The following is a 20027-nucleotide window of genomic DNA, read 5'->3' as shown; positions in this document are numbered from 1 at the left end:
TAAATGATATGTTATATCATTACATTTTATTATCATTATGTTACAATATGGGGCTGTACTAGATTAGCTATCATGTCATACTAGAAATATGAAGCTAACACATTGTAAATTAAGTAAAAAAGCACAGAAAAAACCACTTGAATTTTTTGTTGCCGAAGTTACTGCCAGAACAGCCTCAGATTTATTGCAAATTCAACATAATACAGCAGCCTTATTTTTACCATAAAATAAGACTTGTGATAGAATACAACCTTAGCCTTGAAGCTCACTAAACCTTTGACGGTAAAATAGAGCTTGATGAAAGCTATTTCGGTGGTATTCGTAAAGGTAAGCGTGGTCGTGGTGCAAGTGGAAAGACTGCTGTCTTTGGTCTTTTAAAACGTAATGGTAAAGTTTATACCGTAGTTGTCAAAGACACTAAACAAACCACGTTAATGCCCATTATCACAAGTAAAATCAAGCCTGACAGCATTGTTTATACTGACAGCTATAGAAGTCATAATGCTCTTGATGTTAGCGATTTTAGGCACTTTATAATTAATCATTCAAAAGAGTTTGCAGATAAAAGCATAGGGCGTTCAAAACTCTGTTTCTAGCTCAAAGCTACCGACTGTGGATTTGATAGTCTTTTTACTATAACCGTTATGGCGGTTTTTACTAGGATTCTGCTCTAAGTAGCTGTCGATTTCGGCTGATAAGGGCTTCAGTGAGTTGTTTGATGAGCTGGGCAAGTACCCCATCACTGCCTGTGATGGGTTTGCCTGATTGGATTGCTTTTAAGGCTTCGTTAAAGTCAAAGTTTTGCATGGTGTCTTTCCTGTTTTTTTGTTAGTTTACAGAATTGACACAGTTTTTTGAACACTGCCGAAGGCTTTAAATTCTCTGTATTTTATTTGGTGAAATACTACCAATATGGTGATGATTTCTGATAAACTAATACGGCATGGTTTGTTTCGTGTTTTTTTACTGCTTTTGCTCTTTTGGGTTAGCATTTTCTTCTGTTGTTCGTTTGTGTATGTTTTGCAATAGTCGTCTATGTGGCAGTATAGTGCTTCGAGGTTGTCCATGTAAGAAGTCCTTGTTAGGGTTGTTTGTGGTGAATTTACTTTAACATATTGGGCTTCTTTTTTTAGTTTTTTCTTATGTCGAATTCAGGTTATTTAAATCATGCTTAAAAACTTATAGGAATTTTATCATGTCAAAATTCAATATTATTTTTCTTGATATACCTTACAATATTCATGAACCAAACAAAGATATTTTTGAGAAATATTTCAAAAATTATAGACATTCTGACTGGGAAAATGGTGCATCCTTTGTATTCATAGATGATTCAGGAATTAAATACACTTTAGCTGTTTCTGAGGATATAGAGTATGGGTTTAATTTGATTTACGGTTCACCCAATGTGAATTGTTACTCTTTAGGAGAAAAAGATTTATTGAACAATTTCTTTGAAAACTCTGATGAGATGATTATGCCAAAAGGAACTTATGTCTCCAATGAACAAGCTTGGCTAGCTGTTCAAGACTTTCTAGACAATCCATTAATTCCTTCTCCAAGAATTGAATGGGTAACTGATGATAAAATAGACTGGGAACAAATTCAGCTTTAATGATAAACAAAGTTTTATTGTTGTTAAATTAGTTCTGTAGGGTGCGTTCCAGGCACCTTACCCATCGTCAATCAAGCAAAAGCACCCAAGACAGTTTATCAGGCAAAAACGAAGCCTCACAAATCAATGCCAACAACGCCATCTTTAATATTCAAGGGGCAAGTAAAGATAGTGACTTAACCTTTATTGGCAGTGACTTAAATCTTAAAGGTGACCGCTACAACAACGTAGAAGGCGATGTTATTGAACAAGCTGCCACTGGCACTGGGTATGACCGTAGTACCAACAAATCAAGCGGCTATGGGATTGGGGTGTATGCTGATACCAAAGGCAGTGCAGGGATTAGTGCCAATGCCAATATGGCAAAAGCTTATGGTAATGGCGAAACTACCACCAATGCCAACAGCCATATCAATGTGGCAGGTACCACTTACCAAAACGTGGGTGGTGACTATGTCGTAGATGGGGCAGTGGAAAAAGGCAACCGTATGACGGGTCATATTGGTGGGGCAATTAAAGCCACCAGCCGTCAGGATACCGCTACATATGATGGTAAACAGACCAATGCTGGGTTTAGTGCAGATATTGATTTAGTCAAACAAGGAGCAGGGAGCAGTTTATCTATCAATGGCGGTCGTACTCGAGCAAACGCCGATTATGCAGCGGTGACTGAGCAGACAGGCTTACAGTATCAATCATCCGATGTGGTGGTAGAGGGTAAGATGTAAGAACCTCAAGCGTTATTTACACTTTGTTTAAAATAAAACCCCAACCACTCATAAGGAGTAAAGGTTTGAGTTTTGCCAGTAATATCATCTTTTTTAGTTAAAGATGAATGGGGTTTAACGGTATTATAGAAATTAAGAAATCTTGTTAATTCTTGCTTTCTATGTTCACTACCTGTAAATTCACATTGTTCATGCCACATCTCCATGAGCGTACGTATTACTCGTTCTGCTTTACCATTGGTTTGTGGTTTGGCAACTTTGGTGAATTTCTGATTGATGTTGTTATTATAACAGGCTTTGACAAATTCATGGTCTTTTGTGCCTTTATATTCTGTGCCATTGTCAGAATAAATCACCTCAATCGTATAAGGTGTAAGATATCCTAGCGTTATTTACAGTATTTAGGATAAAATACTGCAAATGAACATACATAAAAACACCAGACTGCTACCGTTTGAAAGAGAAGCTATTTGGATAGCCTATCATCAAAACAAACAAAGCGTAACATCACTTGCTGAAGAATACAAAGTATCAAGACCAACAATCTACAAGGTATTGAAACTTGCCAGAGTGAAGTTACTAAAACCACAAACCAGTGTCAATAATCGCTTTAAACAAGCGAAATTTGGCATTAAACGCTTAGCTAAAGTTGAAAAGAGTATACAAGACAAACTCAAAAAACAAGCCAAGCGTTATAATAAATCCTATCCTGGTGAGATGGTACACGTAGATACAAAACGCCTACCACTGCTCAAAGGACAAAATAGCAACAGCCCTAGAGAATATCTGTTTGTTGCCATTGATGATTATTCTCGTGAACTGTATGCTTGTATTATGCCAGACAAAACAGCTTTTAGTGCGGCTAAGTTTCTGACAGAACAAGTTATTAAACCTTGCCCTTATACGATTGAGGTGATTTATTCTGACAATGGCACAGAATATAAAGGCACAAAAGACCATGAATTTGTCAAAGCCTGTTATGATAACAACATCAATCAGAAATTCACCAAAGTTGCCAAACCACAAACCAATGGTAAAGCAGAACGAGTAATACGTACGCTCATGGAAATGTGGCATGAACAATGTGAATTTACAGGTAGTGAACATAGAAAGCAAGAATTAACAAGATTTCTTAATTTCTATAATACCGTTAAACCCCATTCATCTTTAACTAAAAAAGATGATATTACTGGCAAAACTCAAACCTTTACTCCTTATGAGTGGTTGGAGTTTTATTTTAAACAAAGTGTAAATAACGCTTGAGGTTCTTACAACTTATACATGAAAGTACGTTAATCAATTTTCTTTGATTAATTTTATCTATTTTTTTTAAAAAAATATCAATAAGTAATTTTAGATACAAAAAAAATCCAAAAATACCCAAACTTATCATATAATAAAAATTAATAACCAGTAATAACAAGGTGATTACATCTATTATTCTTGACATCCTTGCACCTCAGTCATATCTTTAAGCCTAACTTTAAAATTAATATATTTATTTGCATTACTTTAAATCCATTTATAAGATAACTCATGGTAATATAAATGTGTAAATAGAGCAATATAAAAATAGTGAAATTAATCCGTACCAAGTGATAAAAAACTTATAAAAATACGGTCTTTTTGATATCAATGGTTTAATTATTAAAAAAATTGGTGGCATTATCCATGCTATCATAAGTGCAACTAGCGGAAAGCCGCTTTCAATAAATGAAACAAAAACCACCAATGCATATACATTGAATACAGAAAGAATTAATATGCCAATCAAAGTTATTGATGGAAATATACTAAAAAACGAAAATATTCTGATATATTTTTCTAAAAGAGCTTTATTCATGCCACGAGAAATAATTTTCGCCAATAAATAGATATATAGAAAAAAGCTTAATGCTCCAAAAGTTATCAGGAAAACAAAATTTAAAATCATAGTTATGGCAAAAAGCTTATATCCCATATCCATTATTGACATTCCTTAACTTCTTTCATGCCCTCACAACCAACATCAACTCTGTGGTTTGGATTCAAAAAATCGCCAGATTTGGACCGCCTTCTGAGTTTTATAGCTGAATCCACGAAAAACTTACTTGCCTTTTTCCAAGAATTATAATGTCTCTCATGTACCGCTTGCAATTCTCGGTCGTGCTGTTCATTTACAAGTCTCCCATAGCTCCAGCTGTTACTTTGCCCCACATGATTATTATAAATATATTGAAATTCCGACCTACCATTTCGCATAATAACCCCTCCAGCTTCTGCAATCCAATCTGAATAAAAAGACTTATCCGCTCCCTTAAGGCTTAAAAAGCTTCTTGATTCACTTTCCGCCACCCTAAACCAAGGCTGATCTGTATAACCATACATAGCTCCAAAGTAGTTTGCTCGTTCGTTTAGAGTGTTGATGGTATGATAGCCACTAGAATTAGCAACTGATAAAACATTCTGAGTAGATGTTCTAATGTCGCTTGCTTTTCCATAATGACTTCTGTTTTTTCCCACATATTCCAAGGCGTCTTGCATCATGAGATGACAACTGGTGCTATTTGGATTGCTTGAGCAAATGTTTTTTAGTTGCTCATCTTGCTGTCTAGAAATTTCATCATATTTAGCCACATGGGGCACAATCTTTCTTTGTACCAACACACGAGATTTTTTCCTGCAGTTGCCGATGCGTCAAATAATTCCACTCAACCTGCCCAACATTGTTAGCAGTACTTGCAGTATCACCCACAGCTCCACCAATACCAGCGGATAATCCAACTAAAACAGCTTCTCTAGTTGCTTCATCATAACCTTGTTGTTTTAAATACTCATCAACTTTAGGAACAACAATGGCTGTGCCACTACCTGCGACCGCTCCTTCAATCGAACCTGTAGCTAAAGCACTTGATAAAGTATGAAGTGCCACACGATAAATACCACCTTCACCCCATTTTTTAGCTTCTTCAATATTACCTTGGTTAATTAGCTCAAGTTGTTTATTACTGGCATAATCCCCAATCGCTTTTGGAATTCCTTTACCATATTCTTGGCTAATCTGAACCTGAGCATTAATCTGCTCATTCACCCTATCCTTATCAAAGTTATTTTGTAGAACCTCATTAAGGCTACCCACATTGGCAGTCGTCACATCCGACTTACCAGCAACCCCAGTCACCGCACCATACGTCGTACTGGTTTGGCTGTCACCATCTTTACCATAACCGACCCCACTGATTTTAGGTTTTTGACCTGTTTCAGCCGACAAACCAGCATTAATCCCATCCGCCTTATACTCCGAATGGTTCTCAATATCACTAACTTCTAACCCACCTTTAAACTGGGTTTTATTAGCCTCAGGCGTTGCCGTCGTAAAGTACGCCCCCTTAAACGTACTCTTACCCTCTACCACCACATCGGATGATTGATACTGTAAGCCTGTCTGCTCAGTCACCGCTGCATAATCGGCGTTTGCTCGAGTACGACCGCCATTGATAGATAAACTGCTCCCTGCTCCTTGTTTGACTAAATCAATATCTGCACTAAACCCAGCATTGGTCTGTTTACCATCATATGTAGCGGTATCCTGACGGCTGGTGGCTTTAATTGCCCCACCAATATGACCCGTCATACGGTTGCCTTTTTCCACTGCCCCATCTACGACATAGTCACCACCCACGTTTTGGTAAGTGGTACCTGCCACATTGATATGGCTGTTGGCATTGGTGGTAGTTTCGCCATTACCATAAGCTTTTGCCATATTGGCATTGGCACTAATCCCTGCACTGCCTTTGGTATCAGCATACACCCCAATCCCATAGCCGCTTGATTTGTTGGTACTACGGTCATACCCAGTGCCAGTGGCAGCTTGTTCAATAACATCGCCTTCTACGTTGTTGTAGCGGTCACCTTTAAGATTTAAGTCACTGCCAATAAAGGTTAAGTCACTATCTTTACTTGCCCCTTGAATGTTAAAGATGGCGTTGTTGGCATTGATTTGTGAGGCTTCGTTTTTGCCTGATAAACTGTCTTGGGTGCTTTTGCTTGATTGACTGCCGATAGTTGCTTGAATACGGGTGTTGCCAATACTGCCCAATTTGTCAGCCGTGTCTTTTTGACCATCAAGCTTGGTGCCATCTGGGGCATGTTTGCTTGGGTCATTAAAGTCTTTGGTACTTTGCTGTACACTGTGTCTTAGCGTCCGGGTTTTAGCAACCGCTGCCACCCCAGCCATGACTTTCATTTGGTCTGAGTTGGTGGTTTCGCCAGATTTTACCACACTTCTGATACCCTGTACATGGTCAACTAGACTATTTGATACACTCACGGTTAAGCCTGTGGTTTTTTGGCTTTGGCTGCTGTGACTTTCGGTGGTTGCCGTGGTATTTTGAATGGTGGCTGATTTGGCATTGATAATGACCGTGCCACGGCTTAAGTCATGGACATTGTTGTTGCTTTCATTACCTGCTGAGACCACGCTACCTGTTTGTTGGTAATGGTTACCTGCCGTCAGCACGGTGTTACCATCGTTGGTGCCAATGTTGCTGCCAGTATGCCAGGTTTGTTTAGTGCTGTTTTGGTTTTGGGTCTTTTGTGAGCCAATGGTAAAGCCAAGTCCACTACCTGTACCAAACACGCCAGATTTTTTCTTGTCATGGCTTGAGCTTTCGCTGTAACGATTTTCGGCGGCATCAATGGTTAGGTTATTGCCGGCTTTAACATAGGTACCATGGTCACTAATGACATCGGTGGCGGTGAGATGGACGTCATTTTTGGCAGTGATAGAGACTTTGTCACCATCAATGTGACTGCCAATGGCTGTATCACTGGTCATGTCGTAGCGGTCTTGGGTGGTTTTACTGCTTAAGAAGCCTTTGTCCGTGGTGCGATTTGCAGTTGATAGGTTTTGGGTTGCTCGTCCTTCTTTAAAGGCAATGTTGTTGTCAGCATTGATGATGGTGTTGCCGCCACTTTGGATGGTCGTGGCGGTGCCTGTAACGTTGTTGCCTTTGATAAAGGTGTCGCCACTGGTCACAAGGACGCTACCCATATCTTGGGTTTGACCCACTTTATAGTAGTTGTTGCTGTCACCAATGGCATTGGTTTGATAGCCTGTGTTAACAGCGTTGAATTTGATATCCCCTTCCGCTACCAAACGGGTGGTACCGCCAGCGTTGACCAGTTGAGCGGCGTTAAAGGTGGCATCACCCGTCACATCAATACTAAGCGTAGTAAGTGGTCGACCATTTTCATCCTTTTTATCTTTTAAGCCATCGCCGACATAGATTTGACCAATTTGGTCGATACCAGTACGCCAGGCATTGCTTTGACCTGCTTGACTTTCGCTATGATGGGTGGTGCTACTGTTATTGAGTTTGCCACCGACATCCAGTGCCATGGCACTGCCTGCTTTAAGCGTTGCACCGATGTTGTTTAAATCATTTTTGGTGTTAACTTGGACAAAGTTGCCTTGGATAAGTCCACCGTTTTGATTGTTAAGGTTACTGGCATTGATACGCAGTCCATTGTGTGCCACAATGTTACCTTGGTTTGATAGGTCACCAGTCAGCTGCATGTCGACATTGCGGGCAGCAATAAGGCTACCATCGCCTTTTAAGTCACTGACGTTGGCACGCACATAGACTTTGGGTACGAGTACGGTTTGTTTGCTACCGTCTTTTAGGGTGATGGTCAGGGCAAAATCAAAATTAATAAAATAAAGTTTACAAATTGTCAAAAAGACAAAAAACTCATAAAATACTTCTAAAAAGGAGAACCCATGAGCTTTATAGAACATTTCAGTATCATCGAAGATCGAAGACCGAGGAACAGACATCAACATCAAACACAGACTAATAGACATACTATTTTTAACACTATGTGGCATATTATCTGGAGCAGAAGGCTGGGAAGAAATTAGCGAATTTGGCAAACAAAAACAAACATGGCTAAAAAAATTTTTGGGCTACGACAACGGCATCCCATCCGCCTCAACCATAAAACGAGTAATAAGCCTAATTGAAGCTGAAACATTACTAAACAGCTACATCAACTGGATAAACAGTATCAGAGAACAACAAGACCTAACCATCATCGCCATTGATGGCAAAACCTTAAAACAAAGCTACCAAAACAGTGATGACAAACTAACCGCCCTCCACTCAATCAGTGCCTATCTAAACAGTATCATTGAGATTGTCAGAATCAGACATGATAAAAAAACAGGTGAACAGACGACCCAAACTGCGTATTACATTAGCTCATTATCTATTAATCCAGAACAGCTTAATTATGTTATCAAACGACATTGGGCGATTGAAAATAGTTTACATTATGTGCTTGATGTGACTTTTAAAGAAGATAGCTGTCGTATTCGTGAACAACAAGCTACTAAGAATATGGCTTTGTTTAGAAGGGCTTCGGTGTCTTTAATTAAGTCTTCAGGTATCAAGGGTAGTGTTAAGTCTATTGTTAAGCGTTGTGGTTGGAATCATGATATTCTTGAGCAAGTTGTATTCGGTAAAACTTTTGTTGGGTAAGTTTGATTTTGCCCTGTTGATTTTCTAGGTCTGCCTGATTTTTGTTTTGACTTATTTCCACCCATACCAATTGTTCTATCATTATTTTTTGTCCAGTTACTATTTTAAATAACTATAAATTGAAAAAGCCATCAACTGTTTATCAAAGACTAAACTTAAATTTAACGATAGCAGACCCTATTAATTTATTAAAAAACTATACAAAAACACGGATAGGGGTTAAAATACCGATAAAAATTAGGAAACCCCATATGAACAGCCGTCTGTATCGTGTTATCTTTAACAAACACCTAGGTCGATTAGTTGTTGTCTCAGAAAAAACTGTGGCACAAGGCAAAGCCGGTAGTCAAGGTGCGAATAGTAACAAGGTAGTTTTAGCTGACAGCCAACTAGATGGAAGCAATGAGGTCGTGTACTATTGCTATAGCAAATGGGTTAGTCTCACTGCTGCTGTCCTTGTCAGCATAGGAGTAGCAAACGTTGCCTATGCTGAGATACAGACCCAAATCATTGCAGATAAGGGTGCTCCTAAAAATGAGCAAGCCACGGTGTTAAACACTGCCAATGGCTTAGCCCAAATTAACATTCAAAGCCCAAATAGCCAAGGGGTTTCTAAAAACACCTTTAGTCAATTTGATATCGGTAGGCATGGGGCTATTATTAACAACAGCCGTACCAATGTACAAACCCAAACTGCGGGTTGGGTAGAGGGTAACCCATGGCTTGCCAAAGGTGAAGCCAAACTCATCTTAAACCAAGTCAATTCTAGTAATCCAAGCCAGTTAGCTGGCTACACCGAAATTACGGGTAGTAAAGCCGAACTGGTGATTGCCAATCCCGCGGGTATCACCTGCTCAGGCTGTGGTTTTATCAACGCTGCTCGTACCACGCTCACCACCGGTAAACCCACCTTTAACAACGACACTTTAACCGGATTTCAAATAGGTAGCGGTAAGATGACCGTTGAAGGCAAAGGCTTAGATGATAGCCAAAGCGACTATACCCAGCTGATTAGCCAAGCCACTGCCCTTAACGCTAAAGTTTACAGCAAACAGCTTGATGTCATTACGGGTAACAACACGGTTAGCTATGAAACCAATCCAGCCACCACTAAAATTAGTCACAACGGTGTCAATCAAAGCACGGGCGTGGCTTTAGACATCTCAAGCCTAGGCGGCATGTATGCTGGCAGAATTCGTCTGATTGGTACCGACAAAGGTATGGGGGTGACCAATGCTGGTGACATCAGCAGTAGTAGCACACTCACGCTAGACAACCAAGGTAACCTCATTAACACCGGCTCCATGAACGCCAAACAAGGGGTAAATCTAAAACACACCGGTAGTATTGACAACCAAGGCACCGTTAGCAGCAGCACCGATAGTGTCAAACTGGACAGCCCAACCCTTAAAAACAGCGGCGTCATTAGCAGTCATGGCCAAACCGATGCCACTACTCAAAGCCAAATCACTAACACAGGGCTCATCAGTGCCGGACAAGTCAATATAAAAACCCCAAGCCTGGCCAACCAAGGCCGTATTGAACAAACCGGCAGTGGTAAACTTGATGTGACCAGTCAACACTTAACCAACCAAGACAACGCCGTCATTGGTCAAAGCCTATACGACAAGCACCCAGCGACGACTACCCCAACCCTAGCCACTGCCCCATCAACCGCACAAACTGGATCAACCAAGCAAGTGGCAAACTCAACCGCTACCACACCGACAACGGACAGCCATCAACCGGTGCTTGCACCCATAACCGCCGATGGCAATATCCAAGCGGACAATTTAGTCAACCAAGGCAATAATGCCGTCATCACTGCCAATGGTGCCATGACAGTGACCAGCCCAAGCGTTACCAATCAACGCCAAGGTAGTATTGTGGTTAATGGATTAAACACCCAAGCAATTGACAACATCAACAGTCGTATCCAACTTGACAAACTCGATTGGCAGTTAACCCGTTTTAACAACCAACAAGGGCAAATTGTTGCCAAACAAGGGATTAGCCTCACCGCCCCGCAAATTAACAACCAACAAGGTGTCTTAGCCACCCTAGGCGATATTAGCCTTAGCACAAGTGAATTAAACAATCAACAAGGCAGTATTCAAGGCAAACAAGCCACCATCACGGCTACCCAAGTTTACAACAGCCAAGGCACGATTCAAGCGGAGGGCAATTTAAACCTTGATAGCCAAGGCAACCTGACCAACCAAAATGGTCATATCATGGCTCAAGGTGATGCGAGCTTACATGCGACCGATATCAAAAATGACAAAGGCAGTGTGGTAGCAGGTGGTAAACTCAGCACCACCAGCCAGACACTTACCAACAGTGGGCAACTGTATGGCACCACAGGTAATACGCTTACCATGGGCAGTCTGACCAACACGGCTACGGGTTTAATCGCCGCTCAAGGCAACACCAATATTCACGCCCAAACCGTCAACAACACCGGCATATTAGCCGCAGGCATTGACACCCAAGGCAATTTAAGCACCACCCCAGCCAACCTAACCATGAATGCAGTGGGTATACTCACCAGTAGTGGTACCCATATTGCGACCGGCAAAGCTAGCTTACAAGGCAATCCAACTGACTTAAATGGCGACAAAACCCAAGCGCGGATATTGAGATGGCAAGCCAAGGGGATTTATCAACGAAAGGGGCAAGCCTTACCGCCATCCATCAGTTGACGCTGGTTGCTAAAGGCACGCTAAATAACCAAGACGGTACACTAAGTGGTCAAACCCTGCAACTAACAGGCAACCAGCTAAATAACCAACGCGGCTCAATTAGACAAAGTGGTACTGCTGACTTAACCTTTAATTTCGCTGGCGGTATTAGCAACCAACAAGGTCAGATTGCCACCAATAGCCAAAACTTCATAATCAATACCCCAACGTTAAAAAATAAAGCGGGTCGTATTGAACATGCAGGTAATGGTCAGTTAAGTTTAACCGCAAATAATGTAAATAACAGCGACAAGGGCAATATCTTAAGCCTAGCCGATCAAACCTGGCAGATTGCTGGCGATATTGATAATAGCCAAGGACAAATTCAAGGGGATGGCTTAACCGTTAGTGCACATACCCTAATCAATACCGACGGTCAAGTGGTTGCTAGCAATACCACAGGAACCGTAAAAGCCAATCAACTTAACCTCAAGGGTGATTTAAACAATACCGGTAACGGGGTTATTTACAGTGATAATGGCAGCTTGGTCCTAACGGCTCAAGCGGTCACCAACTCAGCTCAGCTAACCAGTCGTGGGGACTTAAACCTTAACAGTCAAATCTTGAACAATCGTGGCAGCATTTCAAGTTTAGCCAATACGCATATCAACAACCAAACTAATTTGAGCAACACAGCAACGATTGCCGCCCAAGGTCGTTTAGCAATTCAAACCGGTGAACTTAATCAAGCCCAAAGTAGTCGATTGGTGGCAGGATTAAGCCCTGATAATAGCTTATCAACCACCCCACAACACTTGACCATCACCAGTACTGGTGTACAGCATAACCAAGGTAACAATGTTGCCAGTGGGGGTATGACAGTCACGGGTTCAGCACTCGACTACCACGGCAGTCGTAATCAAGTGGTTAATCTGTCATTAAACACCTTGGGTAATATCGATTTAAGTCAATCACAAAACAAAGTTAGCCAACAAGCCAGTTTCACCGCCAACGCCCTTAACCACAATGCCGCTATAACGCAAGCCGATAGTTACCAACTTAAAGTGCAATCACTGTCCAACCAACGAGGCACCCTTGAGCAAACAGGCACTCAAGACTTTGTATTAACCACGGGTACCATTGACAATCAGCAAGGTCACTTAGGCGGCAATGCCACCAATCTTAGCTTAATGGCAACGGGCGATATCCAGAACCAAGGTGGCGAAGTCATTCATGCCGGGACTGGCACAGCGACGCTAATTGCCCAAAATCTTGATAATAGCCAAACGGGCAAACTGCTATCCAATGGCAAACTAACTGCCACGGTGTCTGGTACGCTTAACAATGATATTGGGGGTATACAAGCCGATCAACTTTCCGTCACCGCAGGCAGTTTAAATAATAACCAAGGTCAGGTCATTGCCAGCACAGGTGATTTAACCGTAAACGCTGGCATTCTAGCCAACAGCGGTGAAAAAGCTGTACTCCAAAGTGCTCAAGCATTGTACGTCAATGCACGAACCTTAAATAATGATACGAAAGCTCAGCTATTAGCCAATACCACCGCTGATATCCACGCAGACACCCTCAATAATACCAATGCTGGTTTAATTTATAGCAATCAAGCATTAAACATCGGCGGTGACACCTTAAACAATAATGCTACCATCAGCAGCCAAGATGCCATTACCGCAAGCAGCCAAAAACTGACTAACCAAGCGAGCGGTAATATTCAAGCGGGCAAAGATATCAACTTAACCCAACAAACCTTAACTAACCAAGGTGTGATCAGCACGCAAACCAATATCAACTCAAGCACGCAAGGCGTCATGGACAACCATGCTGGTCAAGTCATTGGTAATAATGTGACTATAGCTGCTCAAAGCCTAAATAACCAAGGTGGCAGTATCCAACAAGCGGATAAAGATGGTCAACTAACCTTAACCACGACTGGTTTGCTAGATAACCAAAACACCCAAGGCGAAGGTCGGGGGATTTTAGCCAACGGCAAAGCCGTATTGCAAGCAAGCGATATCTCCAACCAATCAGGTCTAATCAATGCTACTGATGCCTTATCGCTCACCAGCACAGGCAATGAGATTAACAATCAACAAGGAGTGATAGGCAGTAATCAGCAGTTAATCATCACAGGCACCAGTGCCACACTCAACAACCAAAGCGGTAAACTGTGGGGCGATAGTACCACGATTACCGCCAATGGTTTAGCCAACACGGGAGTCGGTAGCCTTATCAGTGCCACTAAGAATATGACTTTAAACGTCAATAGTATTGATAACCAAAACACCAAACAAGATTTAACCAAAGTTAGTCTCAATCAAGGTATTGTGGCAGGTAATGACTTAGTGATTCATGCCCAAACCTTGAATAACATCCAAGGGCAACTATTAGCCAATCAAGGCATCCAGGTTGCGATGGGACAAAGCCTAACTAACACTAACGGACATATTGAAGCCAAAACCATTACCACTCAAGGCAGTACGGGCAACATTACCAATGCTGGCGGTGTGATTCGAGCTAATGAGACGAGCTTGAGTGCTAGTTCTATCAGCAACGGCGGCGAAATCAGCGGCAATCGCCTGACACTTAACCAAATGGTTGACTATACCAATGCCAAAGGTGATAAATTACTCGCCAATGAATTAACCATCACCACTCAAGGCAATGTAAATAATGACGGTACGTTATCTGCTGACAAACAACTGACGGTCAATGCCAAAGACATTAACAACACCCAAACCGGTGAATTAGTCAGTAATGCCTCCACGTTATTAAACGCCACTGGTGATATCAACAATCATGGGTTAATTAATGGTAATGACACCTTGATTACTGCTGGCAATGCGGTGAATAATTTAAGTGAGGGTCGTATCTATGGCACGCATTTAGCGATTAAAGCCGATACGCTTAATAACACCCCAGGCAATACGCTTAATTCTGCCCCAGTAATTGCGCTCGTGAACGCTTGGACATTGGGGTAAAAACCTTAAACAATAACCCAAATACGGCACGTCGTGGTAAATTTAACAGTGATTTTAATGGTCAAGCTCAGATTTTAAGTAATGGTGAGTTGCACATTGGGGGTGATTTAGACAGCGAGAATCATGCCACTGGCAAAGCCACCACCGTGACCAACCGTGGGGCAACCATTGAGTCATTGGGTGCGATGCAGATTGCCACTGAAACACTCAATAATATCAATGCGGATTTTAAAACAGCGTTAAAGGTCCTTGAAAATAATCCGATAGTTGAGTATAGCATTTCAGGTGATGGTAGTAATCCAATTTATAATGAAAAAGTAGTTGAAATTACGTCTGAAGATAACAATGACGGACGCCATAGATTAAAAATTCTAAAAACGGGTGAGCTATATGATAATTATTATGGCTACAAATATACAGAGCTATTAAGTGGGCAAGACACCGTGACTAGTGACCCGAGTCGAATTGTTTCGGGTAGTAACATGGTATTTGACTTGGGTAAATTTAACACCAATAAAAGCCAAATTATTGCTGGCGGTACCATTAAAGTAAATGGTCAAGCAGGCAATGTGGATGCTGAAGCCACAACTATCACTCCCAAATACAGTTACGAGAATTTTAATGGTACCCATTATAGCCCTTATGAAACCTGTCGGAGGAGTATAGGGAATTGGTGTTACAAAGGAAAATGGGGTACAAATACTAATTCAACCCCATTAGATATGGCTCAACCGCTGAATCCTAAAACAACAGGTACTCCTTATGATTTAAAAATTCTCAACATTAATAATCCAGTTAGTGGCGTGTATGTCACCGCGGTCACAGTTGCCAATCAAAATCAAGCCAATCAAGCTCAAATTGATACCAAACAAGTGGCAGCTGTCAACCAAGCGATTGGCAATTTACAAACGCTCCTAACAGTCGTCAAAACAGCCAATAACGGCACACAAGTTGACCGTGCAAGCCTTGCTAGGGTCCAAGACGCCATCAAAGCCTTACAGGACTTCACTAAAACCAACCCAGTCAACCTAACCGCTGAGCAACAAAAACAGCTAGCTGACTTAGTGGTTGCCCAACAAGGAGGACAAAAAGTTGATATCGCCACCTTAAGTGACCTTATCAACCAACTAAACCAAAGCATCAATACCCAAAAAGCTCAAGAAATTCGCACCCAAAGTACTGTCAGCTTACCCAACAGTGCTCTCTACAAAATCGACCCCAACAACCCCAACGGCTATCTAATCGTCACTGACCCTGCGTTTGCCGGTTATAAAAACTGGTTATCATCCGACTACATGATGAAACGCTTGGGGCTCAATCAGGACAATATGCACAAACGCCTGGGAGATGGCTACTATGAACAACACATGATTCGTGATCAAATCATGGTGCTCACTGGTAAACGCTTCTTAGGTGACTACCGCAGTGACGATGCCATGTACCAAGCCTTGATGGACAATGGGATTACCAGTGCCAATGCGTTAAACCTACGCCCAGGTATTGCCCTGACCGCTTCTCAGGTGGCACAGCTCACCACCGATATTGTCTGGCTGGTTGAACAAGACATGACATTACCTAATGGACAAACCCAAAAAGCCCTCGTCCCTAAAGTCTATGTACGCTCCAATGTTGGTGACATCAAAGGGGATGGCAGTTTAGTAGCGGGTTACAACACTGACCTACAACTCACAGGGGATTTAAGCAATTCAGGTAACATTGTGGGACATCATGCCTTGCGTGTGAGTGCCAACAATGTCAATAACAATGCTGGCGGTGTCATTCAAGGTAACTTTATCCAAATCAATAGTAAAAAAGACACCAACAACATTGGTGGTACCATCAAAGCTAACAGTGCTATGTCAATGAGTGTGGGCGGTAATTTAAACAACACCTCAACGACATATCACACAGAAAGCTCAAAAAACAAAAGTAATACTTGGCGTACTGGGCTTGACCAAATTGCCAGCATCTACGTGGGAGATGGCTTAAAAGGTCAAGTGGATAATGAAGGCAACCCACTGACCACGTTAGCCATTGATGTGGCAGGTAACACGAGCTTCAATGCCAGTCAGCTGATTAACCATGGTGGTAGCACCCAACTGATTAGCAGTGGCAATATCGCCTTTAATGCCGTCAACACTGGTTATCAAACCAACGCCATTCATGATAACAACAACTATATCAAAGCTGGGCATACTGAAGATGTTGGCAGTGTGGTGGTAGGCCAAGGTGACACCATCATCCGCTCAAAAAACGGCAACATTACTGGTACGGCAGCGACCATTCACAGTGAAGATGGGACAACCTATCTTAAAGCGGACAATGGGGATATCAGCTTTAAAGAAGGTCGAGAAACCAATAACGTAGAAACTGCTAGTCGCTCCACCCAAAGAAACTGGTTAAGTAAGAAAACCAACCAAGACAACTACAGTTATAACAATGATTTAGCCATCAAAGGCAGTATTAATGGTAACCGTGTCATCATTGATGCCAAAAACAACGTGCATTTAACGGCAACCGATGCAATCAGTCAGCAAGGCACCTATATCAAGGGTGGAAAAAACGTCACCATTGATGCAGCGACTAACACTGAACATCAAAGTAGCAGTCATGGCGAGAAAAAATCTGGGCTATTTGGCAATGGGGGTGCCAGCTTCACCATTGGCACACAAAGAACCCAAAATCAAAACAGCACGGACAGTGTGTCACATACTGGTAGCATTGTCGGAACTAAAAATGGTAACACCATTATCACGGCAGGTGAGCATTATCAGCAAACTGGCAGTAAAGTCTATGCCAAAAACCAAACCACGAACAATGTGCATGATCTCAATTATGGCACGGTGGTGATTAATGCCAAATCGGCAAACGTGAGTAATACTACTGCCACAACGCAAACACACAATATCCAAAGCCAAAAAACCAGCGGATTAACCGTGAGTGTGTCTAATAGCTTAATCGATCAGGCTCAAAGCATTAATAGTCTACTGAAAGCGGGTGAAACCACCAACAGTGAGAAAATGAAAGTCATGGCGGGTATTGCAGGCTTTAGTAAGCTGCGTACCTTAGATAAAGGCGTACAAGGTGCTGTTGATAGCTTACAAAAAAGTGAGTTAAGCAAAGAAGGATTAGCTGGGGTAGGCAATACTCGCATTCAAGCCACACTTGGCAGTCAATCCAACAAAAGCGTGCAAGATAGCCTATCAGGTAAAAATGAGGCATCAAGCATTGATGCCAATAACTTAGTGTTAAACATTGCAGGCAAAGGTAAAGACAGTGACTTTACTGTGACAGGCAGTGACATCAACTTAGTGGGAGACTTGTATAATAACGTTGAAGGTGATGTGATTTACCAAGCCGCATCCAGTACAGGCTATGACCGTACCAGTAATAAATCTAATGGCTTTGGCATTGGGGTGTATGCCAGCACGCAAAATGGAGCAGGTATTACTGCCAATGCCAATATGGCAAAAGGTTATGGCAATGGCGAAACCACCACCAATGCCAACTCTCATATCAATGTCGGTGGTACAACCTATCAAAACATCGGTGGTAACTTGGTGCTTGATGGTGCGGTGGTGAAAGGTGATTATGCCACAGGTCACATCGGTGGCGGGATTATTGCGACCAGTCGTCAAGATACCGCTAAATATGACGGTAAACAAAAAAATGTAGGCTTTAGTGCCGACGTGTCTATGCAAGGCATCCCACAAAATGTGAGTATCAATGGCGGTAAATCCAATCTCTCCATGGACTTAGCCCAAGTGACTGAGCAGACAGGGCTACAGTACCAATCTTCTGATATGGTGGTTGATGGTAAAAGCTCTTTTAATGGGGCATATTTTACCACTGCCACCCCTGAAGCGAATCAGACTCAGTTTAAAGGTGGGTTAGAAGTCGGTGATATACAAAACCACATTCATTATCACGGTCAATCGATAAGTGGCGGTATCAGTGCAGGGTTAAATGCCAACAAAACAGGGTTAGCTTCGCCGTCTATCAGCGGTATTGGTTATGGTAAGGTGGGGGATAGTGATACCAGTACCACGTATGGGGCGGTGACAGGGATGGCAGGGCAGTCGCAGGTGACGAATAAGACTGTAGGCATACTCAATGAGCCGTTAAGAAATACGTTTAATGCAGGTCAGTTAAATGCTGAACTTAACAATCAAACTCAGATTACGCAAGCGTTTGGGCAGGAAGCTCCGAAAATGGTCGGAGATTATGCAGGACAAAAACAACTTGAACTTATTCATGCAGGAAATACTGAAGAAGCCGATAAGTGGGGTGAGGGCGGTATTTACCGTGTGGCTTTGCATACAGCAACTGGATTGTTGGCGACAGGAACAATACAAGGTGGACTGTCTGCAGGCACAACCGCCTACACCATCCCAAAAATTGACGAATATCTCACAGAACAAGGATTTAACAAAGAAACCAGAGACATCACTCTACTTACTCTCTGCAGGACTAGGAGCAACCATTGGCGACAGTACAGCGAGTACTGCTAATAATTGGGGCAGACGCAAGGGAATTATTTAGAGTCATGTCAGTTAACAACAAATTCTGTATTAGAGAGGGCTAGAAAACTGTAACTTACAGTATGACAAGATATCCAAAGAACAAGATTTAAAATTAAAACAAACTTGTACAGCTACCCAGTTATTATTCCTTTAACCAACAGATGAAATCTGCATTGGAATATATTGGAACAAAACGCAATCATTATGCCAAAATCCAGTGATATAAATGATTCTACAAAAAATGCATTAAAGATTGCTAATTATTTTGGTTATGTGCAATCAAAACGCTTGATGATTTAACAAACTATTATGGAGCAATGTATGGTTATACAGGACAACCTTGGTTTAGAGTGGCAGAAAAACATTCGAGAGGTCAGTTAAAGATAGCTGATAACACTGGTTTTCTGGTTGGATTTCCGAGGCTGGTGATGCTATTATGAAAAAGGGAAAACCAGAATTTCAGTATATTTACAAAATTATCAGAATGAAAACAAATAGTTGGAGTTACAAAAGATTGTATAATGAACAATATGACCCAGCATTGCAAACAATTCATGAAAAAATATTACAATTCATGGTTACCTGTTACTCAATGGTATGTAGATCATCAAGTTGGTGGTGAATTCTTAAACCCTCAACATAGGTTTAATACTGGTTGTAAAGATATGCCTGAAGTGCAGGAATGTCAAAAATGATAGATGTAATCACTTTACTCTTGCTCGTTATAATTTTTACTATATGATAGTTTCGGTATTTTGGATTTTTTGTGTACCTAAAATTGATTTCTGATATTTTTAAAAAAATAGATAAAATTCATCAAAGAAAATTTATTTACATACTCATGTGTAGGCATATTTCCCAGTATTTCTTTGTTTTTGTTTCTTTTATTTGATTTTTTGACGATCATGATTCTTTATTGTTTACGCAACTAGATTTAGAAATATGCAAGATGCTTTTTAT

The 20027-nt window shown here is 41.5% G+C and carries 12 protein-coding genes and 1 pseudogene; 8 read left to right on the top strand and 5 right to left on the bottom strand.

What is annotated here, in order from left to right:
• Window positions 1–88: 88 nt before the first annotated feature.
• A pseudogene (locus ACGTJS_RS00125) lies at window positions 89–563 on the top strand (IS1595 family transposase); the annotation flags it as partial.
• A gap of 94 nt (window positions 564–657) precedes the next feature.
• Here the strand turns inward: ACGTJS_RS00125 and ACGTJS_RS00120 are convergent.
• Window positions 658–807, bottom strand: coding sequence for a hypothetical protein (locus ACGTJS_RS00120; protein ID WP_410472445.1), 150 nt, complete (start codon window positions 805–807; stop codon window positions 658–660).
• Window positions 808–1195: 388 nt separating this feature from the next.
• On the opposite strand from ACGTJS_RS00120, the gene ACGTJS_RS00115 reads away from it, so the two are divergent.
• Together ACGTJS_RS00115 and ACGTJS_RS00110 are read left to right on the top strand one after the other, a co-directional pair.
• On the top strand, window positions 1196–1615 hold the full coding sequence (locus ACGTJS_RS00115; RefSeq protein ID WP_410472396.1) for a hypothetical protein: 420 nt from the start codon (window positions 1196–1198) through the stop codon (window positions 1613–1615).
• 41 nt (window positions 1616–1656) lie between these two features.
• On the top strand, window positions 1657–2343 hold the full coding sequence (locus tag ACGTJS_RS00110) for a hemagglutinin repeat-containing protein (protein ID WP_410472395.1): 687 nt from the start codon (window positions 1657–1659) through the stop codon (window positions 2341–2343).
• Between the two features lie 5 nt (window positions 2344–2348).
• Here ACGTJS_RS00110 and ACGTJS_RS00105 read toward each other — a convergent pair whose 3' ends face one another.
• Window positions 2349–2699: an integrase core domain-containing protein gene (locus ACGTJS_RS00105; RefSeq protein ID WP_410472394.1), complete on the bottom strand. Its 351-nt coding sequence runs from the start codon at window positions 2697–2699 to the stop codon at window positions 2349–2351.
• A gap of 64 nt (window positions 2700–2763) precedes the next feature.
• Between ACGTJS_RS00105 and ACGTJS_RS00100 the strand changes: the two genes are divergently transcribed.
• The gene (locus tag ACGTJS_RS00100; RefSeq protein ID WP_410471877.1) at window positions 2764–3606 is read left to right on the top strand and encodes an integrase core domain-containing protein; all 843 of its coding nucleotides are present in this window, start codon (window positions 2764–2766) and stop codon (window positions 3604–3606) included.
• A 271-nt stretch (window positions 3607–3877) separates the two neighbouring features.
• On the opposite strand, the gene ACGTJS_RS00095 is transcribed toward ACGTJS_RS00100, so the two are convergent.
• Genes ACGTJS_RS00095 through ACGTJS_RS00085 form a run of 3 tightly spaced genes read right to left on the bottom strand, consistent with a single transcriptional unit; the run spans window position 3878 to window position 8062 of the window.
• The gene (locus ACGTJS_RS00095; RefSeq protein ID WP_410472393.1) at window positions 3878–4309 is read right to left on the bottom strand and encodes a hypothetical protein; all 432 of its coding nucleotides are present in this window, start codon (window positions 4307–4309) and stop codon (window positions 3878–3880) included.
• Window positions 4309–4968 (bottom strand): DUF6862 domain-containing protein, encoded by a 660-nt coding sequence (locus ACGTJS_RS00090; protein ID WP_410472444.1) that lies wholly within the window; start codon window positions 4966–4968, stop codon window positions 4309–4311. Before ACGTJS_RS00090 ends, ACGTJS_RS00095 begins: the two co-directional genes overlap by 1 nt.
• Window positions 4952–8062 (bottom strand): hemagglutinin repeat-containing protein, encoded by a 3111-nt coding sequence (locus ACGTJS_RS00085; protein ID WP_410472443.1) that lies wholly within the window; start codon window positions 8060–8062, stop codon window positions 4952–4954. The genes ACGTJS_RS00090 and ACGTJS_RS00085 overlap by 17 nt, the downstream gene beginning before the upstream one ends.
• Before the next feature lie 58 nt (window positions 8063–8120).
• On the opposite strand from ACGTJS_RS00085, the gene ACGTJS_RS00080 reads away from it, so the two are divergent.
• The 4 genes from ACGTJS_RS00080 to ACGTJS_RS00065 all read left to right on the top strand — a co-directional run bounded on the left by ACGTJS_RS00080 (window position 8121) and on the right by ACGTJS_RS00065 (window position 19055).
• Window positions 8121–8864 carry an ISAs1 family transposase gene (locus tag ACGTJS_RS00080; protein WP_410473285.1) on the top strand — a complete coding sequence of 248 codons (744 nt, stop codon included), beginning with the start codon at window positions 8121–8123 and terminating at the stop codon, window positions 8862–8864.
• 251 nt (window positions 8865–9115) lie between these two features.
• Window positions 9116–11566: a filamentous hemagglutinin N-terminal domain-containing protein gene (locus tag ACGTJS_RS00075; protein WP_410472442.1), complete on the top strand. Its 2451-nt coding sequence runs from the start codon at window positions 9116–9118 to the stop codon at window positions 11564–11566.
• Window positions 11506–14544, top strand: coding sequence for a beta strand repeat-containing protein (locus tag ACGTJS_RS00070; RefSeq protein ID WP_410472441.1), 3039 nt, complete (start codon window positions 11506–11508; stop codon window positions 14542–14544). Before ACGTJS_RS00075 ends, ACGTJS_RS00070 begins: the two co-directional genes overlap by 61 nt.
• Complete coding sequence (locus ACGTJS_RS00065) at window positions 14529–19055, top strand: hemagglutinin repeat-containing protein (protein WP_410472440.1); 4527 nt, start codon at window positions 14529–14531, stop codon at window positions 19053–19055. The genes ACGTJS_RS00070 and ACGTJS_RS00065 overlap by 16 nt, the downstream gene beginning before the upstream one ends.
• Window positions 19056–20027: the final 972 nt, after the last annotated feature.

Origin of the sequence: Faucicola mancuniensis (genome assembly GCF_046523945.1) — a bacterium.
GTDB classification, from domain to species: Bacteria; Pseudomonadota; Gammaproteobacteria; order Pseudomonadales; family Moraxellaceae; genus Faucicola; species Faucicola mancuniensis.
Note: the sequence above shows the minus strand (reverse complement) of the source record. Positions and strands in the feature narration are given on the sequence as shown.